Consider the following 25,537-nt stretch of genomic DNA (forward strand, 5'->3'; position numbering starts at 1 on the left):
CCCGACCAGCACGATCAGCCCCAGCGCTGCCGCCAGATGCACGGCGAAGCGCCACCGCACGCCCACACCGCTGCGATCATCCAGAAACGACACGACCGCCACCGGCACCGCCGCCGGCAGCACGCAGGCCGCAGCCGGCCCGAGCCAGCCGCCGACGGCGAGCAGCGGCAGTGCCGCCCCGACGCCGGCGAGCAGCGCGATGCCGCCGCTGCGCGGCGTCGGACGCGTATGCAGCGAACGGGCGTTCGGCAGATCGAGCAGATGCAGGTTCGAATCGGGATCGCAGAAGCGACGGGTCAGCAGCGCCGACACGAAGGCTGCGACCAGGAATGCAAGGAGGATCAACGCCTGGGTACCTGTCCGGAGCCAGGCAGGCAAAACGCCACGGCCCGGCAAGCGTGGCAGTTTAGCGTGTCGGCTTTGTGCATCTGCAACAATCGCTGCTTGCGACGACGCACCCGGCTCAGGCCCGGCACATCCGCTGCAGGCCTTCGGCGAGCGACACCTGCGGCCGCCAGCCCAGTTCCCCGCGCAGTCGCGCCGAGGAGTACCAGGCCGAACCGAGCAGCTTGTCGAGCACCTCGGAATCGAACGGCAGCCGCCGGCCGAGCAGTCGCTCCAGCCGGTCCCCGATCGCCGCCACCGTTGCCAGCCCGCCAGCCGGCACGGCATGCCGGCGCGGCGCGAGCCCCAGCGCCGCGCGCAGCGCCACATACAGCTCGCGCCCCGAATACGCGGCCTCATCGGCGACGATCCAGGTACGACCGGCAGCAGCCGGCACATGCGCAACCAGCCGCATTGCCGATACCACGTCATCGACGTACACCAGCGAGCGCCGGTTGCCGGTTTCCGGCAGCGGCGGAAACCATCCGCGCCGCACCAGCGCCGCCATGCGCTCCAGGTTGCCGCGTCCGCCCGGCCCGTAGACCATCGTCAGCCGCAGGTTCACGACGTGCATGCCGTAGCGTGCTCCGGCCTCCAGCACCGCATCTTCGGCAGCACGCTTGGCCTGACCGTACGGGGTCAGCGGCGGCAGCGGCCAGTCCTCGTCGGCGCAGACCTCGCCGGGTTCGCCCATGGCCTTGACGCTGGACAGGAACACGAAGCGGCGCACGCCGGCGCGCCCGGCCGCCGTAGCGAGCGCGCAGGTGCCTGCATGATTCACCCGCCGGTGCAGCGTCGCATCCTGTCCTGACCAGGCATGTGCATGACCGGCGCAGTGGTACACCGTGTCCATGCCGGCACAAGCGCGCTCCAGCGCTGCCGGGTCATCGAGCGGCGCCAGCACCGCTTCAGTCAGCGCCGGCAGCAGCCGGCGCACGGCAATGCGCACGGTGCAGGACTGCGCCCGCAATTCCCCGACCAGCCGTCTGCCGATGAAACCGGTGGCGCCGGTCACCAGCACGCTCACCAGAGCTTCCAGCCATGGGTGTTGAAGAAGGTGATGCCCGAGCGCACGAACATCCGGATGTGGCGCCAGCCCTTGCGCGCGGCATGCCCGCCGTGATGCACGATGCGCACGGCCGGCACCCGTGCGACCCGGGTCAGCCGGGCAGCACGCAGGCTCAGGTCGAAATCCTCGAAATACAGGAAATAGCGCGGATCGAAGCCACCCAGGGCCTTGAGCACCTCGGTGCGAAACAGCATGAAGCAGCCGCTGACGATCGGCGGATCCCAGAGCACGGCGTCGGCTGCCTGATCGCGCAACTCGTATTGCCCCAACCGGCGGGCGAACCGGCAACGCAGCCAGTCCGGCGCGAACCCGCGCAGCAGCAGATCGAGCACCGTCGGGTAGCGCTTGCAGAGAAATTCTGGCGTCCCGTTGGCATTGACGACCCACGGCACCAGCAGCCCGCAGTCCGGATGGCGGTCGAGGAAGGCGAGCGCCTCGACCAGCGCCTCGGCAGCCAGCTCGACATCGGGGTTCAGGATCAGGTGCAGCTCGCCGTCGCTGCCGTCCAGCGTGCGGTTGTGGCCGGCCCCGAAGCCGACGTTGCCGTGGCCGTGATGCAGTTGCAGGCCCGGCGGCAGCATCGCTGGCAGCGGGCCGTCAGCGTTGTCGACGAGCTTGATGCGCAACCTCAGCGCAGCCTGCGCCGCCGCCCGCAGCAGCGTGGCCAGCGTCGCGTCGAGCTGCTGCGGATCGCTGCGGTGGATGACGATGGAGACCGTCATACCCTGTCTGGCCGGCGCTTCAAGCTGCATGCTTCAGCCACCAAACAATAAAGTTTTTCAAGCGCTTAAAACTTGCAGACAGCGTGAATCCATCCATCAGTTGCAAAAGTTGGAAACTGGGCAGGGATAAGAATGCAGCCACCCACCAGATGCACTCATCGTGAACTCCAGGATGTTTATCGCTCCTTGAATGAACGGGCAATCGCATCAATCAACGGTTTGATGAAGTAATCAAGTGCAGTTCTCTCTCCGGTATTTACCAGCACTTCGGCTGGCATGCCGGGAACCAGGGACTTACCTTTCAGGATCGCCATTCCGGAATCCGACACCTGCACGCGCGCCAGATAGTAAGGTTGACGCGAATTCGGGTCGGTAATCCGATCCGGCGACACCATGACAACCTGGCCGTTTACCACAGGCGTTTGTCGATCATGAAAAGCACTAAAGCGCACATCAGCCATCAAACCGGGATGTACGCGATCAATATCGGATGGCTGTACTTGCGCCTCAATCACCAACGGCTCATCGTTAGGCACGATATCAAGGATGCGAGCACCGGCGGAAACGACGGCACCCTCATTGTGAACCGTAAGTCCAACAATCCGGCCCGCTGACGTTGCCCGCACTTCAGTTCTGGCGACCGTATCCTGCAAGGCATGCACACGCTGATCCAGGTCAAATATCTTGCTCTGAACATCACGCAATTCAGCAGCCACATCCTTTTGAAAATCCTGCTGTTTTTGCAAAATAGCCAATTTGGCTTCACCCATCTGAACTTTGGCGGCAGCAGCATTTGAAAGGGCTTCAGCACGCTCCCCTTCCAGCGTCGACACCGCACGCTCATAATCACGCAGGCGGGTTTTGTCGACCAGTTTCTGTTCAAAAAGCTTTCGCAGTTCAACAACCTGCTCGTTATAGGAACGGATGGTGCGTCCCTTGGCATCAGCCAGATCCTGCTGACCCTGCATTTGTACCTGTAACTGTTCGACCCGTTGCTCAAGCACGGATATTTCACCCAGCCTGGATTTGCGACGGGTCTCGAACAACACAACCTGACCGCGCATCATGTCCACTACACGTTTATCTCCGGACAGATTCTGCAACTCATCCGGAAATGTTATTTTGCCATCACCCAACTGCTCGGCATGCAAGCGTGCATCGAGTGCAATCTGGGCATAATATTGTAATCGAGCAATTTCAAGCTGGGCTTGGGTCTGGGTATCATCGAGCCGTAGCAACACCTGATCGGCTGCAACCAGATCGCCCTCGCGCACCATGATCTGCTTGACGATACCGCCCTCAAGATGCTGAACAGTCTTGCGATAGGTATCGACGGTCACAATGCCTGGTGCTACCACGGCACTGCCCAGGGGCGCAGTCGCAGCCCAGCCACCAAAACCACCGAAGGCAGCAAGAATGATCAATGCTCCTGCCATTCGCATGAATCGGTCATCGGTTTCGACCTTGAGATTTTCTTCAGGCACAGCCCAAGGGTGCTTAAGTGCGTCCAGAACTGACATTTTCTTAGACTTCCCCGCTCAGACTCGCTGGATTGCCGATCCGGATGCTACAGAAGCAGGCCGGGTAAACTGGGTGAGAATTTGATCCCGCGAGCCGAAGGTCTGCACCTGCCCTTCATTCATAACCAGAATGTAATCCACGTGCGCGAGCACGCTGGGGCGATGAGTAATGATCAGCACGGTTGCCTTTTTCAGCTTCAGTTCACGCAATGCCTGAACCAGAGCGGCCTCACCGATATCATCCAGATTGGAATTGGGTTCATCGAGCACCACCAGTACGGGGTCACCATAAAGCGCACGGGCAAGTCCGATGCGCTGGCGCTGACCACCTGAAAGCACGCTGCCAGCCTCACCAATCACACTGTTATAGCCACGAGGTAGACGCAGGATCATTTCGTGGACACCGGCCATACGTGCCGCTGCAACCACCTTGTCGTCGTTGACTTCACCGAACCGAGCAATGTTCTCGGCGATCGATCCATCAAACAGTTCAATGTCCTGTGGCAGGTAACCGATCCACGGCCCCAGTTCATCGCGGTTCCAGGTTTGCACATCGGCACCGTCGATGCGGACTTTGCCCACCTGGGCCGGCCATAGCCCCAGAACCACGCGCGCAAGCGATGACTTACCCGAAGCACTCGGTCCGATGATACCAACCGAGTCCCCTGCTGCCACATTCAGACCGATCCCGCGCAGCACCATGGATGTGGTTCCCGGCGGAGAGACCGATACCCCCTCGAGTGCCAGTCGACCTGTCGGTGATGGCAACCGCAAATTGCGCGACTTGGCAGGGACTTTGTTCAACAACTCTTCCAGTCTTCGATAAGCCATCCGGGCAGCAGTGAACCCTTTCCAGCTTCCGATCAGCACATCCACCGGTGCCATGGCGCGACCGCCCAGAATGGATACGGCAATCATGGAACCCGCCGTCAATTCCTGTTGCAGCACCAGAAAGGCACCCAGCCCCAATAGGAACGACTGCAGGAATACGCGCAGGAATTTGGTAACACCGACGATGTTGGCTGCGCGATCACTGGCCAGTGCCTGCAGCGCCAACACGCGATTCTGCTTGTCAAGCCAGCGCGTCATGATCGGCCCGGTCATGCCCATGGCCTCCATGATCTCGACATTGCGCATGTTGGCATTGACAAAGGCGCCTGCTGCAATTGCTTCAGTATTGGCAGCTTTCATGGCTGCACCAGTGGCCAGTTCATTCAGAATGGCCAGCAGGCTGAGCACGACGATGCTGACGGTAACAGCCCAGCCCAGCCAAGGATGAAACAGGAAGCAGATCAACAAGTAGATCGGTATCCAGGGTGCGTCGAAAAATCCGAACAGACCATTACCGGTCAGGAACTGGCGTAAGGTGTTCAGATCGCTCAGAGCCTGGGCATTTTGCTGGCCGGAGCGGGAGCGCAAGCAAAGCTCGACCATGGCCCCGAACACCCTGGTGTTCAGCAGGCTGTCGAAACGAGCGCCGGTACGGATCAGCACCCTGGCGCGCACCAGCTCAAGCAGGGACATCACCAGAATCATTCCACCGGTGATGAGCGTCAGCATGGTCAACGTGAATTCGCTACGGCTTGACAGCACGCGGTCATACACCTGCAGCATGTACAAGGACGGTGTCAGTTGCAGCAGATTGATGAACAGACTGAAGACGATCGCAGCAAAAAAGGACTGGCGACAGCGTGCCAGAGCCTCGATCAGCTCCGAGTGAGGTTTGGCAGTGGACATCGCAGACTCCGCGCGCGTCAAAAGTCCTTATTTTATCAGGATTTGCTTCCACGGGGCACAAGTTCCGTTAAGAAGCACTTAAACCTGGTCCTGCGCCTGCCAACCGGAGCCGCAGTCAACAGGCGCAAACCGCAGCCGCTCGATGGCCGCCGTCCTTCAGACCGTCAACGCGCGCCCCTCGGCAGCCCCGAACAACAACCAATGCTCCAGCGGCGGCATCCCGGCCAGAGCGACATCCGGATTGGCAGCCAGATAGGCATCGGCATCGAACTGATCGGATGGCGCCCGCCCTTCACGCCAGCCAGACTCGCGATAATGCTGATAGGGATCAATGCCGGCCGCGGCTACATCGGGGTTGTGTAACAGGTAGGCATCGGTGTCGAACCAGGCGTTCGGATCACGACCTTCATGCCAGCCCCAGGTGTGATAGTGCTGTACTGGATCAATTCCGGCAGTTGCCACATCAGGGTTGTGTAACCGGTAATAATCGGTATCCAGGCCGTCGCGCACGATACCCGGCAAAATTAACCCCGGAGCCGGAGCAACCGCCGGCGCACCATACAAATATTGCACGCCGGCAATATCACCGGCCTCCGGCCCGACAACCAGCCCCGTCACCGGATACATCAGCGTATCCGGATCGTCCGTATGACCCAGCCCCAGTACATGCCCGATTTCATGCTCGGCAACGGTCATGAACGACCATTGCCCGAGCGCTCCTGGACCATAACCGTACCAGGCATCGGCAATGTCGGCCGTATCGAATACCACCGTACTGACCTGATAGATACCATTCTCAGTCCAGTTCTGGGCCTGACCCAGTGTATTGCTGCCTGCAACTGGCTGGCCGTCGATATAATCCAGGCCGATCCGTATATTCACGGTGGCGGAATCCGGCATTTCGACAAAGTCGATGTTGGCAACCGCCTCCCAGACAGTGAACGCAGTACGCACGGCATTGTAGGCTGCCGGATTGAGTGCTGCGTCGAATACCGTGTATCCACTGTAGGCATCGAAGCCACTACGGTTTGCCGTGGCAAAAGACCACGTCACCTGTCCGCCCGAAGTACCTGGCATGGCAGAACCACCCCATTTACCGCCCAAAAAGCTGTAACTCCCCATAACACGAACACCTCACAACGCTCAGGCCGAGAAATAATATTCCTCACCATCGGAGAGCAAACCCTCCAATGGCAGTGGCATTCTGAAAACTTTAGAATCATTTCATGCTCAGCCTAGAGAGACACCACAGTGCATCCCCATCTGCACTGGCATGAATCTCTATATCTTACCCAGCACACCTAATCGTCTTAAAACGTGCAACTCCTGTTCAAGAAAAACTTCAGCCATGGCGGTCAGTTCGGAAAGATTATCTTCCTCGGATTCCAGCGGTTTGCCGTCACGCACTACCCGCTGCTTGACATTTTTCATCGAACTCCAGGCGCGGCGAGCCATAACTGCCGGATCGGTAATGCCGGCAGCATGAGCAACCAGTAAAAGCCGGGAAACACGCGTCAAAGCTATGCCACTACCTACTACCGGAGACGCCATGAAACCAAAGCGGTCTGCATGCCCCGATTCCTCCAGCACCTTGGCATTGAAGCGTAAGGCTGCAATAGGGGCCGAAGCATTCTTTGTTTGCGGAATTAGTGGCAGAACTCGACCGGCGCCAGTCAAGACCGTCAGTGCCTGCATCAATCGGGCAGCACCGATCATCTTCAATTCTGGCTTTTGCAGCAACGCTTCGAATGACTGAACCCCCTCGGCGAGAATATTGACAAGCGGCTCGTAAATCTCCTGCTGCAAACGCACTTCTCCAGCCCCGGACTGGATTGTATTCCCCAATCCCTGGTGCGGTACCTGCAAAACATATTGCTGACGCTGCAGCCAGGCATCTCGTTCCGAAACGCTCATGCGACGCCCACCTTTGGTAAAAAGGTCGCGACGGAACTGAGTATTCAGACAGTAATCACGTACGGTTTCCCGCAAAATCGGGTCGGTCACATCATTAATTTTTTCTGCAATTTGTGGAGTAAAGTTCACTCCATCCACATGATCCAGCAGATAAGCAGAGCCCACAAATGAAAGTTTACCCGCCTCCATCTCACGAACCACTTCGAAAAAGTATTGTGGGTGCCAGTCAGCATTCAGATATTCGTGCGCGAGATAATTACGATTCTGAGCACGCATGCGATCCAGACGCTTAGCAATATCCGGATTTGCACCAAAATAACCAACTTTCAAGCCTGCCAGTTGCCCTGCAAAATCCATAGCTGCGTCAATCCTTTGCGCCAGCGGCTGACCACTACCTGCCGCACTGACATCGAATGCCTGCAATAGCGTGCGCAAAGGCTCAGACGATGCCCAACCGGGCAAAGTGTTGTAGCTAACGTATACCAACCCTCCGAGTTTCAACTTTCGACGAATGAATTCGACAACACAGCGACGATTTGCAACACTGATCCACGAATAAATGCCGTGAAGCACGATGAAATCGAAATCCGGCGTTTCGCGTAACAGAAACTCTTCAAAGCTGTCATCGAACCAGTGCGTGTTCGATAAGGAAGCGGCTGACGCAAGTTCACGAGCACCAGCTGCGTGCTGTGGATTGAAGTCCGTACCCCAAAAATCGCCTTGAGGGTTGGCAGCGGCCAGCAGATTTGCGCCAAATCCTTGACCAAAGCCTAGCTCACAGTATGTAAATCCATTCTTGAGATCGGGCGGCGCAAAACCGCGTAAAGCTGCGGCCAGGCACATCAGTTGCGGTGTAGTCTCACGATAAAAGCCATAGGTGTAATCCACTTCGGTCACATACCCATGATTCCACTGATTCATGACACCTTGTTTCCTGGGTTGATTTATTAAAAATTCGAAGCAAAAAAAGAGCCCTTTGCAGGGCTCTTGGGAGGATTTTGGTACAGGCCGAGGATTTACACCCTCGGCCTGCAGACCATCATCAGGCGATTTCGGTGAAACGAATCGCACCGATGAATTCGGCAATACCTGTCGCCTCCGAGACCAACGCGTTGAAGTCACCGCCAACGTCAACCACATTGGTCAGATCGATGACCATATCTGCCCCCTGCGTGAAGTCGCCGTCACGGTTCACGTCGACGAACACACGGAACGCATTGGTGGCTGCTTCCTGCTGCACAAACACTGCGCGATCGACGTTTGTACCAGCTGCCGTTGTAGCAGCGGCATCGTTAAAGAAGTCCGTCAGTGTATCGGCACCGTCGACCGATACGCCTGAACGGAACTTCACCGCCTGGATGGCATCATCGATACCGTCCGCAACATCAGCAGTTTTGACGCCACTGGCATTGTACGTGCCCTTGTCGACAAAGCCCGTATCGCTGGACGACAGGCCGAGATGGAGTTGCGACAGATCCAGCTTGTCAACCGTTGCAGGACCATTAGCGCCGATGTTGAACGCATCAATCGTATCGCGTGCTGCTAGCGTCGACTGATTCTGCGCACTGTATACAACCTCCATCGTGCCGCCATTGTCGGCACCGTTAATAGTCTGTGAACCCGCTGCCGCTCCCTGACGGGTCACGACTGCAGTCGGTGCTGCACTGTAGTCGGTATCGTCAATCACGCTCAGCAGCGTCACGACATCGCCGGCATCAATGGTGCCGTTGCCATCAACATCCTTGAAATGGAACACACCGGACTCACCGCCTGTATCCTTGGCAATCAGCACATACTCCTTGTTGGCCGACGAACCACCAATGCCACCGAAAGCTGTCTGCAGCTCAGCAAGCGACACGGTACTGCCGGCCGTGAAGGACGCAGCGCCAGTGGTGGTTGTCGACACCAGCACGCCGTCCGTAGCAGCGACAAAGCCACCTGCGGCCGCAACCTTCACATTGCCAAGCTGGTTGATGGTTGACAACAGCGTGGTGTCAAACACCAGCTGGTCACCATCGGGCAGCCAGAAGCCGGTAACCCGATCCGCACTGTTGACAATGGTGCCATCAGCAGTGTTACCCGCGTCCGTCGCTGTGTAATACAGACGATCAACCGATCCATCGGCACCACCGAATGCGATCTGATCCGCCCCCTTGCCACCATTGACACCGTCAGCACCAAACCCTGCGCTAATCAGGTTGGCCGAACCGCTACCGATCAGTCGATCTGCAGCGAGGGACCCGGTGATGTCTTCGAAACCGCTGATCTGGGTTACGAAGTTACCAGTAGCCGCATCAAAGCGGTCCTCTGTCACCGTACCGGCAGCCAGATCGACGATGTTGAAAGTTGACGATCCAGACAGGCCAGTGATGTCGACGACATCGTGGTCCTGACCCGAACCGATTACCTTCAGCGTACCGCTATCGAACGAGGTACCACGGGTGATGTCGATAAAATCAAGGTCTGAGGTGAACACCGACTGCGCCGCGCGGTCGCCGGCGAGGGTGAACTTGCCACTGAGATCGGTATCGCTTGTATCGACTGCACCGATGAACGCGCTGATCGCCGCCGTGCGGGCCGAGTAATCGACCACGTTGGCGCCGCCGTTCAGCGTGAAGGTCTGAGCTGTGGCTGCCTCGTTGTTGGTCAGCAGAATTGTTTCAGCCTGCTTGTTACCAACCACGTTCGTCCAGAACGAGGCGCCGGATACGGCATTGGCCGTGCGATCCATGAAAGTGGCAAACACGGTGCTATCTGCCGTGCCGCGCACTTCGTTACCACGCACGATATCGTCGACCGTCAACGACTTGCCGTTCGCCAGACCGTCCGGATCCGCATACTGATTGCTGGACAGCAGCGATTCCTTCGAGAACTGCACGGTTGTGTCCACCGTCGCCTGGCTCAGATCGATGGTGTTCGTGCCGGCACCGCCGAAGTAACGCTCGACATCGGTCGCAAAATCAATGCGCTCACCGACCGCATCAAGATCACCGCTACCGACCAACACCCAGTCCGTCGAACTCGTGCTGTTGGTATCCACCAGCACGCCGACGTCCTGTGTCTCGTCATCGTAGTCAAGCACGTCGTTGCCGGAACCGAGCTTGAACTGGTACAGGCCTTTGTCCTGCACATCCAGTTCGGCGTTACCGAGGTACGTGGTCTTGCCAATGTCGAAGACATCAAGAACCGCTGGGTCGTCGACAATATTTCGAACAATGCGGCCGGACTCCATCGTGTTACCGACAATGACCCGATCCGTACCATCCGAACCAATCACCTGCTCCAGGCGCGTGATGCCGACAACCTCAAGCAGCTCGTTGCCAAGACCAGTACCGGTCTGCGACACACCACCTGCTTCAAGCGTGTTGGCTTCGACGTTGGCGACCGAGGTCGCCCCCAGTTCGCCGCCCAGACTCTTGCCAACCGTCACTGCGCCGCCGTAGTTCACGGTGGCACCGGTGGTGGCGAAGTTGGTCAGGTTCAACACATCGGCGTTGAACGCGCCACTGTTCGGGTTGGCGTCGTCGTTCAGGTCATCAACGTTCAGCACTTCGACGTTGGTCAGCGTATCGATGACCACCTTGTCGCCGAGCACGCCGCCGGTCATCGAAACGGTGTCCGCCGTCGAGCCGACCATGACCGTCGTGGTGTACGCGTCTGCACCGGTCAGGTTGGTTTGATAGATCGCCGTATCGGCACCTTCATTGAAGGTGTTGACTGGCACCGTATCGCTGGTCTCACCGCCGAGATCGAGATTGTTGGTCGAGCCGAGCTGGCTGTCGTCCATCGTCACCGAGTCGTTGGACTTGCCGGAGACGATGCTTTCGGCACCCAGAACACGACCAGCAGTGAAGACCTCGCCTGCATCCAGAACGTCGCCGTCATTATTGTTATCAACGGTGACTGTCACCAAACCAGCCGCACCCTCCGTCAGCTGGATGCTGATGCCTTCGTTGGCTTCGAGGCTCACACCCGACTTGGTCACGATCGCATCGGACAGCGCTTGCACATTCAGCGTGTCGGCAGCGGTGTTCGACAGTGTGCGAACCAGTTCGATGCCGGTGTAGGTCGTCGTGCCCAGCACCGCGCCCTTGTCGTCGACAGCCGTCACCACACCCTTGTTGGTGTTGGCAGCCAGCGTGGCGTCAAGCGTCACGGTGAACTTGGTGCCGGCGCCAAAATCGCCCTCCTGGAACAGCAGCACGTCGTTGTAGGCAATCGCGGTCACGCCGTCGGTGCCGACGTCGTTACCACCACCATCGACAGTGTCCGTGCCCTTGGAGCCGATGATGCGATCGTCACCGGTCAGGCCCTTGATGATGTCGTTGCCATCACCGCCGATCAGCTGGTCGTCACCGTGAAGTCCGGCATTCTTGACCACCAATGCCGCCGAACCGGTCAGTTCGCCACCGGTCGTTAACGCGGTTGCCAGCACGGCACGGGAATTGGCTGCGGTATAACCGTTCTTCTGCGCAGTCTGACCGACGAACAGCACATCATCGGCATTCAGCGCATTGTTGCGGCCATCGAAACCAAACAGCTCGATCGACGAATCCGAGGTGTTGGCCAGTGCCACCGCTGCGGTCGCACCAGACGAGGACACCACCGTGACTTCCGGCTTGTCCATGAACACCGCCGCGTCCCCGAAGACGTCAGCGTTGGTCAGCACCAGCACGCTCTCGTTTACGCTGCCAACAATGACATCGTCTTGGGCAGCAACCAAGGTGCCTGCCGCGGTGTTGAGATCCTGCGCTGTAGAGTTGATCTGGTTAATCAGATTCGTTACGAAACCGTCCGTATCGGTGTCTGTAACCTTTGAGAAGGTACGCTCGTAACTGGTACCGTTCACGGTCACCGTGACCGTATCGCCCTCACCCAGATTCTGGAACTGGATGCGCCATTCCTGATTGGCGGCCAGCGTCGTGCCATCCGTACCGAAGCCGACAACCAGATCAGAGGCGTAACCACCACCATCGGCGATGTCGAGCGAGTTCTTTGCATCATTGACCAGCACGTTGTTGGCGCGGTCAAGGTACGCGGTATAGATCAAACGGTCGTCTTCGACGATGTTGATCGGCGTTCCGCCCGGCGCGAAGACTGCCGTGGTGCTCAGGCTGCCGTTGGCCACGGCACCAGCCACCACATACCCCTCGCTGACCTGGTCAGAAATGTCACGTCCCTGCTTGTCGGTGACCACCAGCGCATTGTTGACCGCCACCACGCTGACATCGGCATCAATCGCCTGGTAAGCAGTGTTGACCGCAGCGGCAATGTCATCAATGCCGTGCGTACCTAACGCAATGTTGGCTGCAAACGTGGTGCTGCCGATGACGAGGTTCACTTGCGTGACCGCGACATTGACGCTGGTCAGGTCGGTTGTACCGAAATCGATCGTCAGGCGCGAAGACGTGATGTCACCGGCCTGCGGTGCACGGAAATCCTGCACAAACAGACCATTGCCTGCTGCATCGGTATCCCAGACGTTGTCGCCGTTGGCATCCTGCTGACGATGGATCAGATCCGTGCCGTCCGCCTGAGTGGTGAAGAAATCATCATCACCTGTACCACCGGAGAGCAGATCATCACCGGCACGACCCTCGACCTTGTCGTCACCGGTATTGGCATAAAGGGTGTTGTCGCCCTCATCCCAATCAGTAGCCAGCGTACCAGCGGCGTTGTAACCGAAGTTCTGGTCAGCCCACACGCCATCAGCAAATTGCCGACCGAGGGTATTTGCATTCGAATCGACGTTGATGCCACGCAGGTCAAGATCGGCATTGATACCGAGCCGGTTCTGCAGGTTGTTGAACGTCAGGTCCGGATTGTTGGTACCGGCAGCATGATAGTCAACTGCACCCAGGCCGGTCGTAATGACATCGGAGATGTCCTGAACCGTAGTACGCACGCCACCGGCGTTGTACTGGCTCTGGTCAGCCGTAAAAGGCTGGCCATTGATCTGGTTGTTAAGGACATCGGCACCGCCATAGCCGCGGAACAGATCGCCGTGACCGACACCGAGATCAAGACGGATGGTGCTGTCCTTGGTCTGCGCCGCCAACGCATCCGACTGGGAAGCCAGCGGATCGGCAACTTCCTCGGCCTGAGTGTGCCCGGCCAGTCGGCCGGCCGAGAAGTTGGTTATCCAAAGCGTATCACGCTCTCCCGTGATGGCAGAATTGCCAGTGCCAGTTGTTCCGCTGCCCGTCCCACCTTCGTAGGTGCCACCATCCATCTCGAAGACGAGATTATCATCACCCGCACCACCAACCAGTTGATCGGTGCCGTCATTGACGAGCTGCTGGCCCCCAACGGTATGCACGTTGAGATCGAGGCCGCCATTGGCGTCGATCAGGTTGGGGTTGCTGCGATTGGCCTGCAGGAATGCCAGGTTGCCACCAATCAGCAGGTCATTGCCCGCACCACCATTGATGCGATCGTTGTCGTAGCCACCAATGATGCGGTTTGCATCACTGCTACCGGTCACAGCCAACTGACCGGTCGAGCCGATACCGTAGTTCTCGGTACCAACCGGCGAAGCCGGGGCGCGGTCATCGACACGACGACCACCCAGCTCGACATCGACGTCATTCAGGAAACCGTACAGGTTGCCGGAGGCGTCGAGATTCTCGATATCAACCAAAGTCGCAGCGTCCGTACCATCACCAAGAGTGACACTGCCACTACCCAGGTTAACGGTTACCGGTTCGTTGTCGTCCGAGGCCTCGAGCAACAGCCAGTCAGTGTCCTGACCGCTGTCACCAGCCCCGGCAGCAGAGTCATCGGCAGTACTACCACCGTCGAATGTGGTGCCATTGCCGTCAGTGTTATCGAGGGCAGAAAACTCCGCGAACATGAAGTCAGCGTTACGGCCACCGTGCAACTCGTCGCTGGGCTTGTCGCCCTCAGCAACGAGCCCGGTGATGCTATTCACCCACGCTGCGCCGATGCCGGGAACATTCTTATATTCCCAGACACTGGAGCCAACCCCACCACCGGCGAGGAAATCGTTGCCGATACCACCGAACGCCTTGTCGGCGCCGAGACCGCCCAGGAAGATATTGCCGTCGGTGCTGACGCCATCGCCGGCAAAACCGGTGCCGTCATAGTTGATCGCACCGGCGAAATTCGCCGTGTGGTCCGTCTCGTTCAGCGGATCACGCGCATAGGCATCGACGATCTCGAAATTCTTGACCGTGACGATACCGGCACCGCTGACATTGTTCTCGATACCGTTAGCTGCAATGACGGCATCGGTATTCAGGTCGATGCCGCGCAGCTGATTGTTCGGATTCGTGAAATCGATCCGGACATCGGCGTCGCCAGTCAGGTGCAGCGTCGACAGACCGGCGCCGCCGTCGACCGACAACTTGCTGGCCGTCAGATCCACGGTACCGCTGTCGCTATCAAGGCTCAGCGTCGTAACGCTGCCACTGACGGTCGAGGTGATTTCGCCGGTGCTCGGCGGAACCGCCGTACGGCCTTCAGCAGCACCGGCCGTAACGTAATGATCCCAGCCTGAAGCATAGGCACCTGCCTGCACGGCCGCAGCCACATCAGGCCAGGCAGCAAGATAGGCAGCCTCGTCGAAAGCCACACCCGCCTTCGGGGCGCGATCTTCGCTCTTGCCGTACTTTTCAAAGTGCTCCAGACCACTGGAGAAAATCCCGCTGGCGACGGCGGCGGCAACATCCGGATTCGTGAACAGATAGTACTGTTCATCGAAATAAGCGTTCGGATTCCGCAGCTCATGCGCACCGGAGATCTCGTAGTGCTGCAAACCGCTCGTGAACAAGCCCGCTGCAACGGCGGCCGCCACGTCAGGGTTCTGAGCGAGGTAGTACGCCTCGTCGAAACTGTTAGGGATATAAGACATGTTCCGATCCTTCTCTGCAGGGGTTACGGACAACAGACAGACTGAGAGAACCAGCCACCCGCAAGGCTAACCGGTGCTCTCACTGAAATCAACGTTGTTGTTGCAAAAAAACCGCAAAGCACCCACTTTCACCAACACCTTGTATCTAAACAGCAACAACACCAAGGACACGCAGGCGATCAAGATGGTTCACGCGTATCGCCCACGCAACAAAGCGCAGATTGAAAACACAAACCGCAAAGATCCAAGGATGGCTGGGCGGGCGCGTACCTGGGCGGGCGCGTACCTGGGCGGGCGACTTTGAGGGATGACGTCGCTCAACCTGAAAGACCCACGCACAGAGCAGGGAACAGTGCGGCGCGTCTTTACCCGAACGGGATGCCCTCGTCAAACTGCGGCTTCTTCTGTTCATGCGCTGCATCGAGCAATGGCACGGCACAGACTATGCTACAACACAGGCATGCCGCAGTGCGACATTGTTACAAACCTCATGCCGACGGCCCCAACCTCGGCCACCATAGCAGACTCCCTGCCAAGGTGCGCAAGCCCACCTTGCGCGCCCGCTGCACTGCACGTCGCTGCTCAAGCACACGCGGCAAGGCGAGCAAAGCATCACGCTTTGCTCGCCAGACTACCGCAGCCTGACCTCGTCTCCACAAAAGAAGCAGCGAGGCCAACGTGAGTGTCAAGTGTGCCGGGAGCAATACCGTCAGCAATGGGCCTGGCATGTTCTTGACGAAGGTCCACAACAAGTTGCGGTGACCATGATAAGTAGCGAAATCGCTACGACGCCCTGTCAGGCCGGACCCCACATGCCGGCATATCGCAGTTGGCACATACCGGCATACGTAACCCCGCAAGCGCAATCGAAACCCCAGATCCACATCTTCGTAATAACAGAAATAGCTTGCATCGAACCCACCAACCTCGCGCCAGGCAGCAAGCCTGTATAACGCAGCCGCGGCACAGGGAGCAAAAATTTCATCGGCAATGTCGTCACCGGGCTGAATCCGATCGCCATGACGTCTCCGCCAGGCGATACCTGCCGCATGATAGACATCGCCGGTACCGTCAAGTCGCTGGGCATCCGCCGCATCGAGCAGGCGCGAACCAAAGGCAGCCGCCTCTGGATGCGCGTCAGCTGCGGAAAGCAACGCACCAAGCCAATCCGGAGCCGGAAAAGCATCTGGATTCAAAAGAGCGATGTATTCCGTTTGCGCATGCAACCTGACCGCGAGATTATTCGCTTGAGCAAATCCAAGATTAGCACCAAGTCGCTCCACAACTAATCGAGGATCCAGCCCATCCACCCCATCCAGCGACCCGTCCGTGCTGGCATTGTCAACCAGCACGACACGAAAATTCGGCATTGTCTGCACAAGCAATGCCTGGAGACAAGCCGACAGGTAATCGCGCCCATTCCAATTGACAATGATCACCGTAACCCGTGGCGATGCATCAGGTTGGACGCAGCAATCGCCGGTACAAGGATTCATAAAAAAAAGCTTCCTCTTCCAAGCGTAATGGCAAAGGCAAATTGGCTCGCCAATAATGAAGTTGTCCAGGCCGGTCTACCAAACTGGCAATTGCATCAACCCAAGCATCTTCATCATCAACCGGCAGCACCAAGCCCCCACCGTGCCTCGCTACCCGTTCACATGGAGCCCCCATCGCCGACACCATAGCAGGCACGCCGGCAGCGGCTGCTTCATGCAACACCAGCGAAAAAGTCTCTGGCACACGCGAAGGCAGACACAATAAATCAAGAGTCTGAATTTCCTGAAACACTTGTTTCGCCGGCAACCACCCCAGCAACTCTACGCGCGTATCCGCAGCCACGAGTCGATTTATATCGCGCTGATATGCAGGCTCACCATGCAACCCGCCGATCACCTTCAATCGCAGATTTTTCCCCTCAACGCGTGCAAACGCCCGCAACAGAAAATCCAACCCTTTTTGTGGAATGATCGACCCAATAAACCCAAAGGTCAAACCTTCAGATTTACGATCAAAACTACCACTCCCTCTCTCTGCGATTGCCAACAGATCGATTCCATGAGGAATAACTACAAAATCCTGATCCGGGAAAATACCGCGGTACCGACCAGCAACATACTCTGAGGGACAGACTCTCATGCCCGCAGAAGACAACACACCAATAGCCTGCTGGTACCGACTGGCCAAACTAGCGCGCGTCCATGGCGAAACAAGACACTCGCTCGCACATCGACTACCGCCGTCGGGTCCAGCACAGGCAAGGTGTCGTACATTCACGAGATTGATACGAAAACAGGCTGCAAAAAAATCTGTCAAAGTCAACAGATAAGGCATGCCACAGTGCTGCAAGGCAAGCAATACACTACCCATGCGCATCGGATGCAACACATGCGCAAGATCAAATCGCTCTTTTCTCATCCAGCCACTTAACCGCTCACTCAACTCCGGACTGGTTTCAAAACTGAAATCCGCCTCCAAAGGTAGCGCTGCACGGGGAATCAAGGTCACTGGAACACCTTGATATACAGAATGCAGCGCCCCATCGAGAGTTGAAGGCAACTGATTAATGGATGTCGCCCCTACTGCACAGGCAAGCACATGCGCGTAATGCCCAGCTCGCTGCGCAGCACGAGCCAGATTCAATGCAACATGTTCTGTACCGCCAGAAAACTCAGGGTAAAACTGATGAAGAACAAATAAAATACGCATTAAATACCCGCCTGGAGTTCGCTCTTGATTTCCTCAGCCATTGCGCTTATCCCCTCCCCGCCCCGAGCCTGATCCATATACATGAAACCAAGAGCCGAACCGACTGTTGCGGCAAAAGTTTTGCAAATCACATTGCGCAGACCCTCTCTTACAGTTGCATCTTGAGCACCATATATATTTATGGCAAACGCATTAAAATGTTCCAACCGAGCCAGAAAAGCATCAAGAAAACGCCTTGCTTCGTATTGCTCATCTCCAACAATCTTGCCCTCGCCCTCCAAATAGCGATCAGCAAGATGGTTGATGTAATCATCAAGACGCGCATCACCCAGCATGGAACGGCGCTTTGTGCTTAGAACAACAAACCCACGACGCCAATTCTGTATCTGCCCCCACAAATCATCAGACAAAGGAGTGGAACTTGCATATACATCAAAACCTGCCAGACACTCCGTCAGATGACCTGCCGTCGAAACAATCCCAATCACAAGGCCTTTAAATGATTCGACATGTGGAAAAATAAAATCATCGAACAAATTAACCAAAAAAATCACATCAACAAACGAACGCTTAAGATAATAGTATGCTGGTCGATTATGAGAATGAATAACTTTCACAGAAGCAAGCATCGCAACACGATATCCATCCCGAATCAAACGGATACCCAAATCCAAGTCTTCGGCATAATCACCTCGATATCGATATTGGGAAAATAGGGTGCGCTTAATTAAACAAGACACATCACTAAGCTGCCCCAACGAACGCAACGACATATGATCATCGCCTTGGTATTCTCCTATACGATCGTAATCAAGACACCCGAGAAATCGATAATGAGTATTAATCATGGAGTCATACATCATATCACTATCACTACGACTATATTCAGCGCAAGAAGCAGCAACCAGTCTTTCATCCTCATGGTCCAACAAATAGCGCAAAATCCCATAAAGCCAAAAGTCACCGATCGGATATGCATCCTGCACCATAAACAGCAAGTAATCGCCACGAGCAGCCTCAGCCCCGACATTTCGCGCATAACTATGCGAAAACTGTTCTGGGCTAATCTGGACAACCAGACAACCCGCAGCACGGGCAATTTCGACAGTTCCATCAGTCGACCCAGAATCTACTATGACAACTTCAATTTCTCCCAATCCAGCTTGAGCCTGCAATTTACGCAACAACCAACCAAACTCAAAGCCTGCATTCAGCGTAGGAATCACAACAGACACACTCACACATATTCTTTCATTGATATTGATTAAATCGGGATGCAGCCGAACATTATTATTAGACACCGGCGGGACCGCATTGAACAATCCCCCATCCGCAGCAGGTGGCCTACTAGCCAGTAATTGCACATACACACGGTAATTACGAAAATAATAAGGAATGCGTCTTGTGAGGGCAATCAACCCCTGCCGTCTCAACTCACCGCGAAACGAGATCAATAGATTTTTTGCAAAACGAATAAGAACTTGTTTTCTTCGAGACCCGACTACTGCCTTCATTGCCCGCAGCAGGCTAACCAGCCTCCACGAACGTGACGAGTGAATAACAGTCAACTCTTTTTCGCGTGCATTTATAAAACCTGATAAATTTGCAATTTCCTGCAAATGCTCCAAGCGCAATTGGCTTAATTTCTCAATCTCAAGCTGCTGCTCATGAGAATAATTTTGCAACCCTCGCAAGGCCAACTCCAATTCACTATTCACAGAAATCTGGCGGTGATATTCCGATTTTAAGTCAAGATTTTCTTTTGCCTTTTGTTTTATATTAAAATACATATCCATGATAGTTGCAGCATCCCGCTCAGCGGCACATCGCATATCCTTGATATCTTTCAAATATTGATCACGATCTCTTAATCCACGCAAATCACATGCAGCTGTCAAGCGAATAAATTCAGATGCCGCCAACTCATTACGTCCATTTTTTTTATCTCCCAACACATTAAATAGCAAATCCAGAGCAAACGCTTGGTGATGCGGAGAGCCGGCGTCAATTGCCAACAAAGCCAGCTTTATAGGCAAACTGACGCCATTTATTCCTAAGCGATCAATGTCTTTACAAAAAACCTCCTTAAACAGCCCTTCATTCAAACTCAAGTAATGAAAATAAAGCTTCTGGCGCTCCCACAAATCACGTATTTGCACATCGATTCGCGCGGCACTTGCATTTTGCAAATGATCCCTGATTCGAAAAAATGTCAGTCTTTCTGTTACTACATGAATATCACATTCGCTGCACAACCTGATCCAGAAGTCAAGATCCGGCACTTGTGCAAGTCTTTCATCATAACAACCGATACGATCGTAACATGCACGACGAATCATCAACGTTGGATGACACAAGCAGTTGCCGTGATAAAAAAAGTGATGCAACCAATCCGCACGCGAACGATTCTGCACATCAAAAACAAGATAATCTTTGTGTGACTCATCTAAGAATTCTTTACCTCGCTCATCAATTAAACTCGGCCAACTAAACACTCCCCCTATTGTTGGATTTTGATCAAGATATGCAACTTGGCGTTCTAATTTATCTGGAGCAAACAAATCATCCGAATTTAATACCGCAATATACTCTCCTCGCGCCCGCGAAATACACGCATTCATCGCGATACATGCCCCGCGATTTTCATCAAATACCGACAAGTTAATTCTTGGATCTTTCAATTCCAAAACTAATGATGGCGTTTCATCAACAGAACCATCATCAGTAATAATGATTTCAAAATCTTGCCACGTTTGATTCAGCACACTTTGTATAGCGGCTTTAATGTACGAAGCGTGATTATAAGACGCAACGATCACACTGACCCGCGGAATTGACTGGCTCATGCTGATGTTTTACCAAGTATATAAGTTAGTGCATCACACACCTGATGAGCCCCCTCACTCCCCAACCCTCCATAAAATGGCAAAGCCATTACCTGATTTGCCACCAAGTGTGATGCAGGAAGATGATCTTTTCGTGAGGATGGCAACATACGATAACAACTATACTCGCTACATAGCGGATAAAAATATTTACGCGTAAAAATATTAAATTTTTTTAATTGCTCATGCACTTCGTCCCTCGAATATCGAGCCTTATCTTCAGATATTCGTATGATAAAATATTGCAGACTGTTTCGAACATTCAAGGGCAGCTTAAAACAAGTTACCCCCTCTATTTCAGATAAACGATTTATATATACATTTAGTATTTCTTGCCTGCGCTCACGTTCAACATCCAAATATTTCAACACTACCTGTCCGAGTGCGGACTGAAGTTCATTCATTTTCCCATTAATCCCAGGCATCATAACTTCTGACTCATTTTTTATACCAAAGTTTTTTAGCAGATTAATGCGCTCCTTTAATTTTAAATCTCTTACGACCAATGCCCCTCCTTCTGCAGTATGAAATAATTTAGTGGCGTGGAAGCTCAGCATCGTAACATCACCATATTCAGTGATTGGACATCCATCAATTTCAGTGCCAAACGAATGTGCACCATCGTAAATGACTTTTAAGCCATAAGCATCTGCAATATTTTGCAATGCGTGCACTGCACATGGCTGCCCATAAACATGTACCCCAAGAATTGCACTTGTACGGTTAGTAATCATTCTTTCGACCAATTCTGGATTGATCGTCATCGTAACAGGGTCAATATCTACAAATACAGGAGTCACGTTATTCCAAGACAAAATATGCGGCGTAGCAGGAAAAGTGAAAGGAGTCGTAATAACCTCACCGCTTATACGCAATGCCTGACATGCAACAATTAACGCAATTGTACCGTTATTAAATAAGGACAGATTTGGAGCTCGAAGATATTGACTAAGCGCGACTTCTAATGCTTTATGCTGATCACCGTTGTTAGACAACCATCCAGACTCCCAAACCTGCTCCAATAGCGCTGTATATTCTGTCAGTGGCGGCAACAAGGGACGGGTGACATAGATTGGTTCTGAAAATACATGTGGTCGCAACATAATCAACGGCATCCAAAAGATTGCTGAAACTTGGCATAGTTAGCAAAAACACCAATTCGATTCCGCTCTGAGACTTTGCGATTTCCTATATAAACCCCCCACGGCTCTAAATCCCTAGTTACAACTGAACAGGCGCCAACTGTTGCCCCTTCACCGATCGTCACGCCAGGCAGCACCACGCTATTAGCCCCAATTATACAAAAATTATTGATCTGTATTGATCCACTTCGTACATTTCGATACTCAAATGGAACTGTTGAATTACCAAACCCCCAGTCTTTAAAATCGTCACTTGCGGTCAGCAGTCTCACCCCATGAGATAATGCGACAAAATTACCTATCTTAATTTCTTTAACGCCTATCACCGACGTGAATGCAGCAAAATGAACATAATTACCTATTTGCATCGGAACTTTGGCATATATAAATACAAAATCATCAATAATTACAGGATCACCAAAGCCAATATGATCCCTCCCTATAATACGTGCAAGTGGATAAATCGTAGGCATAACACTACCCTCCCGATATTATTTCTATTTATTATACTAACGATTGATGACAGTCCTTAAAACACCCACACCGAAAATGACGAACAGTGTACCCTGCATAGCGATCATGATTCCAATGTGTCGAAAACGGGATTTCACGTTTGAATTTTGTATAAGGATGATTTGTATCTCGATACAAATCCCATGTCAAATGTATAAATCGGGATTTTTTAGTACGCCCCCAACGAAGGCCCACTTGCTCGTTGCAATAACTTGCAATAACGCCATCTCGAAATCGTAAATTGTGCTTTTTCAAATATTCAATCAACGACTGAAGTTGACTGCTACGAAACATTAAAAAATATGCACCCGTAAAAGCCTCCATATAATCACCATGATCAGCCTTGCTTAAAGGCATCCAATCATTTGCATCTGGAAAGGTATTCAAGGGCAGATTTCCCATATCCAAATCACCGCCGATACAAAATACTTCTGGATTTTTCCTTAAAATTTGACGCTCTTCATTCACCCAATCGTCATCCATTGGCAAGAGATCGCCATCTGTAACCAGCACATACTCGTATTTTGAATAATTTAATTCTTTTCGCAAAATAACTTCAAATGCATTATTGCTAATGTTTTCATCAAACAAAAAACATTTGCTTACCAAGCCCATCCGCATGTAATAGTCAAGTCGTTCACGAATCCTTATACTCTCGTCGCTTGGATTCTCAATGATAAACAGTTCAATTTGATCGCGAAAATTCATCATTGCTTCAATACTACGGCATATTATTTCATAATTTTGATACACAAGCATAAAGCAAGGGATGCGCTTTTTCGTCAGATTCCAGAATTTTTTAAACATCTACTTGAGCCTTTGCAAATTGATTTTGTTCTCCAGTTTGACGTATCCATGAATCTGCGTATCTCCATGCACCCGAAATTGACCTGCAACTGATACAAAGTCACAAATTGCAAGATCAGAACAGTTAACAACATCACTGACCGTGGTTACCGGTGACGAAACAACTACAGCCACGTTATAATGTCCATTTGTTAAAGGCAGGCTAAAACTCCATTGAATTTCATAAATGTCATCTGGAACCAAATTACGTAACTCCTTTTTTTCCAACAGGTTATCCGCGTATACAACATCGATCCCATTTCGGTCTCGTATATGATAACCGAATGCGAGATAATTTATTTCTGTATTTGCTTTTATTATCATGCGTAAAATCATTACATCGCCATGTGAAAATGCTTCACTTGGCCGCCATTCATTGTCTAAAACTTCAACATTCAAAAACTCAGCTTTGCGGTTACCCAATCTTTGTATAGCAGCCAGTTTTTTAAATTTCTCATCATTCCCGACACTAACTTTATTTGCCCCTACAGTATCAATATTTTTTTCATACACTGACTTTATGGGCAAATTTTGCACAGAAGAATGACCCTCGTTTATTAATCGCAAGTATTCATCTGCAACCGTTTCTGTTGATCCAAATGCTCGCATTCGACCATTTTCTAACAATACTGCTTTCTGACAAAGCGCTTTAACCGCTGCCAAATCGTGACTAACAAACAGCACAGTAACACCTACGTCCATTAGTCGTCGCATACGTGCCATGCATTTTGCCTGAAACGCAGCATCCCCAACAGCCAACGCCTCGTCAACCACCAGAATTTGTGGCTCCACATTGATCGCTACTGAAAACGCCAACCTTACAAACATGCCACTTGAGTATGTTTTTACCGGCTGATCAACAAATCCTCCAATATCAGCAAAAGCAAAAATATCTTCTAATCGCTCGTTAATTTCTGATTTATTTAAACCAAGGATTGCCGCATTTAAATAAACATTCTCTCTGCCTGTAAATTCTGGATTAAACCCAGCCCCTAATTCTAATAGAGCAGCTACTCGACCTTTCACATTGACATGCCCTACAGTAGGCGTCAGTATCCCACATATAATCTGCAACAGCGTAGACTTACCTGAACCATTTCTACCGATAATACCTATTGTCTCTCCATTTTTAACTTCAAAATTAATTCCTTGCAATGCCCAGAACTTCCTATAAAATTCACGCTTATTTCTCCATAAAATTTGCTTTAATCGATCAACAGGATGATTATATATATCATAGCTTTTTGCGACATCTTTTACTTGAATCACAATTTCAGATAACATCTGCAAACCCTTTGCGTGTCTTTTGAAACCAAGAATATCCCAATATACATATTATCCAGCAAACGACCAGCAAGAGACTCCATTCGATCATACTAGGAACTTGACCTTGAACCAGCACCATTCTTAATTGCTCTATAATTAATGTTAGCGGGTTAATATAGACCAACGGCCGATACGCTTCCGGCAGTGCAGAAACCGGGTAAAATACCGGACTCATAAACATTAATATGCTTGTAAACAATGTGGTCGTTTGAACTATATCACGCAGGTATACACCCAGTGATGCTAAAAACCAACTAATCCCCAGTATCAACATACACAGTGGAATCAAGATAAAAGGCACCAATCCGATTGTCCATGGCAAAACACCTTGATTTATTATCAGCGTAAACACCAGCAAAACTATAAAGCTTACCGCTCCATGATAAATTGCAGTCCCCATCCCCACCCACGGCAACAATTCCAACGGAAACACAACTCGCTTTACAAAATTCACGTTATCAAGAATCAACTTAGGAGAGCGATTTACGCATTCTGAAAACATTGAATGAACAATCATTCCTGCAAATAAATTTACCGCAAAAAACATTTTACCTTCACTAGCGTCACTCCATCGAGCCTTGAATATTACACTAAAGAAAAATGTGTAAATACCCAACATTAATATTGGCGTAACTAATGACCAAAACACTCCTCCCACAGACCCCTTGTAACGACCTTGGATATCCCGCTTAATCAAGTCCTGAAGTAACGAACGTTGTAGCCATGCGCATTTCAGAAATTCTAACGACTTCAATATCAATGGCATTAAATTAACCTGAACAAGTTGCCAAGACACCAGTCGACCGTCCGGACGATCCCGGTCTCGAAACTCTCGACCGGCGCCCAGTCGAGTTCCTCGCGCATGCGCGTCGCGTCGATCGCATAGCGCCAGTCATGGCC

Annotated in this window: 17 protein-coding genes and 1 pseudogene (1 of these 18 cut by a window edge); 1 reads left to right on the forward strand and 17 read right to left on the reverse strand. The window is 52.9% G+C overall.

Features of this window, described 5'->3' with window-relative positions; genetic code table 11:
• From JSS75_14215 to JSS75_14250, 8 genes are all read right to left on the reverse strand, one after another.
• Positions 1–345 (reverse strand): glycosyl transferase (locus JSS75_14215; protein MBS1904857.1); only part of this gene is annotated, 345 nt, incomplete at its 3' end.
• A gap of 118 nt (positions 346–463) precedes the next feature.
• Positions 464–1,405 carry an NAD-dependent epimerase/dehydratase family protein gene (locus JSS75_14220; GenBank protein MBS1904858.1) on the reverse strand — a complete coding sequence of 314 codons (942 nt, stop codon included), beginning with the start codon at positions 1,403–1,405 and terminating at the stop codon, positions 464–466.
• A 2-nt stretch (positions 1,406–1,407) separates the two neighbouring features.
• Positions 1,408–2,175, reverse strand: a complete 768-nt coding sequence (locus tag JSS75_14225) for a glycosyltransferase (protein ID MBS1904859.1) — start codon at positions 2,173–2,175, stop codon at positions 1,408–1,410.
• A gap of 176 nt (positions 2,176–2,351) precedes the next feature.
• Complete coding sequence (locus JSS75_14230; protein ID MBS1904860.1) at positions 2,352–3,695, reverse strand: HlyD family type I secretion periplasmic adaptor subunit; 1,344 nt, start codon at positions 3,693–3,695, stop codon at positions 2,352–2,354.
• Between the two features lie 18 nt (positions 3,696–3,713).
• The gene (locus JSS75_14235; GenBank protein ID MBS1904861.1) at positions 3,714–5,432 is read right to left on the reverse strand and encodes a type I secretion system permease/ATPase; all 1,719 of its coding nucleotides are present in this window, start codon (positions 5,430–5,432) and stop codon (positions 3,714–3,716) included.
• Positions 5,433–5,588: 156 nt separating this feature from the next.
• Positions 5,589–6,554, reverse strand: coding sequence for a matrixin family metalloprotease (locus JSS75_14240; GenBank protein ID MBS1904862.1), 966 nt, complete (start codon positions 6,552–6,554; stop codon positions 5,589–5,591).
• Positions 6,555–6,713: 159 nt separating this feature from the next.
• Entirely contained in the window at positions 6,714–8,267 is a 1,554-nt protein-coding gene (locus JSS75_14245; protein MBS1904863.1) for a methyltransferase regulatory domain-containing protein, read from the reverse strand.
• 121 nt (positions 8,268–8,388) lie between these two features.
• On the reverse strand, positions 8,389–15,219 hold the full coding sequence (locus JSS75_14250) for a hypothetical protein (GenBank protein MBS1904864.1): 6,831 nt from the start codon (positions 15,217–15,219) through the stop codon (positions 8,389–8,391).
• Positions 15,220–15,292: 73 nt separating this feature from the next.
• On the opposite strand from JSS75_14250, the gene JSS75_14255 reads away from it, so the two are divergent.
• Positions 15,293–15,523 (forward strand): hypothetical protein, encoded by a 231-nt coding sequence (locus JSS75_14255; GenBank protein MBS1904865.1) that lies wholly within the window; start codon positions 15,293–15,295, stop codon positions 15,521–15,523.
• A gap of 184 nt (positions 15,524–15,707) precedes the next feature.
• Here JSS75_14255 and JSS75_14260 read toward each other — a convergent pair whose 3' ends face one another.
• The 9 genes and pseudogenes from JSS75_14260 to JSS75_14300 form a co-directional block, all read right to left on the reverse strand.
• Entirely contained in the window at positions 15,708–16,715 is a 1,008-nt protein-coding gene (locus JSS75_14260) for a glycosyltransferase family 2 protein (GenBank protein ID MBS1904866.1), read from the reverse strand.
• A complete protein-coding gene (locus JSS75_14265) occupies positions 16,678–17,925 on the reverse strand; it encodes a glycosyltransferase (protein ID MBS1904867.1) in 1,248 nt (415 codons plus the stop codon). Before JSS75_14265 ends, JSS75_14260 begins: the two co-directional genes overlap by 38 nt.
• Entirely contained in the window at positions 17,925–20,771 is a 2,847-nt protein-coding gene (locus tag JSS75_14270; GenBank protein MBS1904868.1) for a glycosyltransferase, read from the reverse strand. Before JSS75_14270 ends, JSS75_14265 begins: the two co-directional genes overlap by 1 nt.
• Positions 20,768–21,925 (reverse strand): DegT/DnrJ/EryC1/StrS family aminotransferase, encoded by a 1,158-nt coding sequence (locus JSS75_14275; GenBank protein ID MBS1904869.1) that lies wholly within the window; start codon positions 21,923–21,925, stop codon positions 20,768–20,770. Before JSS75_14275 ends, JSS75_14270 begins: the two co-directional genes overlap by 4 nt.
• On the reverse strand, positions 21,916–22,425 hold the full coding sequence (locus JSS75_14280; GenBank protein ID MBS1904870.1) for an acyltransferase: 510 nt from the start codon (positions 22,423–22,425) through the stop codon (positions 21,916–21,918). Before JSS75_14280 ends, JSS75_14275 begins: the two co-directional genes overlap by 10 nt.
• 31 nt (positions 22,426–22,456) lie before the next feature.
• Positions 22,457–23,272, reverse strand: coding sequence for a glycosyltransferase family 2 protein (locus tag JSS75_14285; GenBank protein MBS1904871.1), 816 nt, complete (start codon positions 23,270–23,272; stop codon positions 22,457–22,459).
• The gene (locus JSS75_14290) at positions 23,273–24,595 is read right to left on the reverse strand and encodes an ABC transporter ATP-binding protein (protein ID MBS1904872.1); all 1,323 of its coding nucleotides are present in this window, start codon (positions 24,593–24,595) and stop codon (positions 23,273–23,275) included.
• Positions 24,585–25,403: an ABC transporter permease gene (locus JSS75_14295; protein MBS1904873.1), complete on the reverse strand. Its 819-nt coding sequence runs from the start codon at positions 25,401–25,403 to the stop codon at positions 24,585–24,587. The genes JSS75_14290 and JSS75_14295 overlap by 11 nt, the downstream gene beginning before the upstream one ends.
• Positions 25,403–25,537, reverse strand: a pseudogene (locus tag JSS75_14300) (GDP-mannose 4,6-dehydratase); it runs 449 nt beyond the window's last position. The gene JSS75_14295 and the pseudogene JSS75_14300 overlap by 1 nt, the downstream one beginning before the upstream one ends.

The sequence above is a fragment of the Bacteroidota bacterium genome (assembly GCA_018266755.1).
Lineage (GTDB): Bacteria > Bacteroidota > Ignavibacteria > Palsa-1295 > Palsa-1295 > JAFDZW01.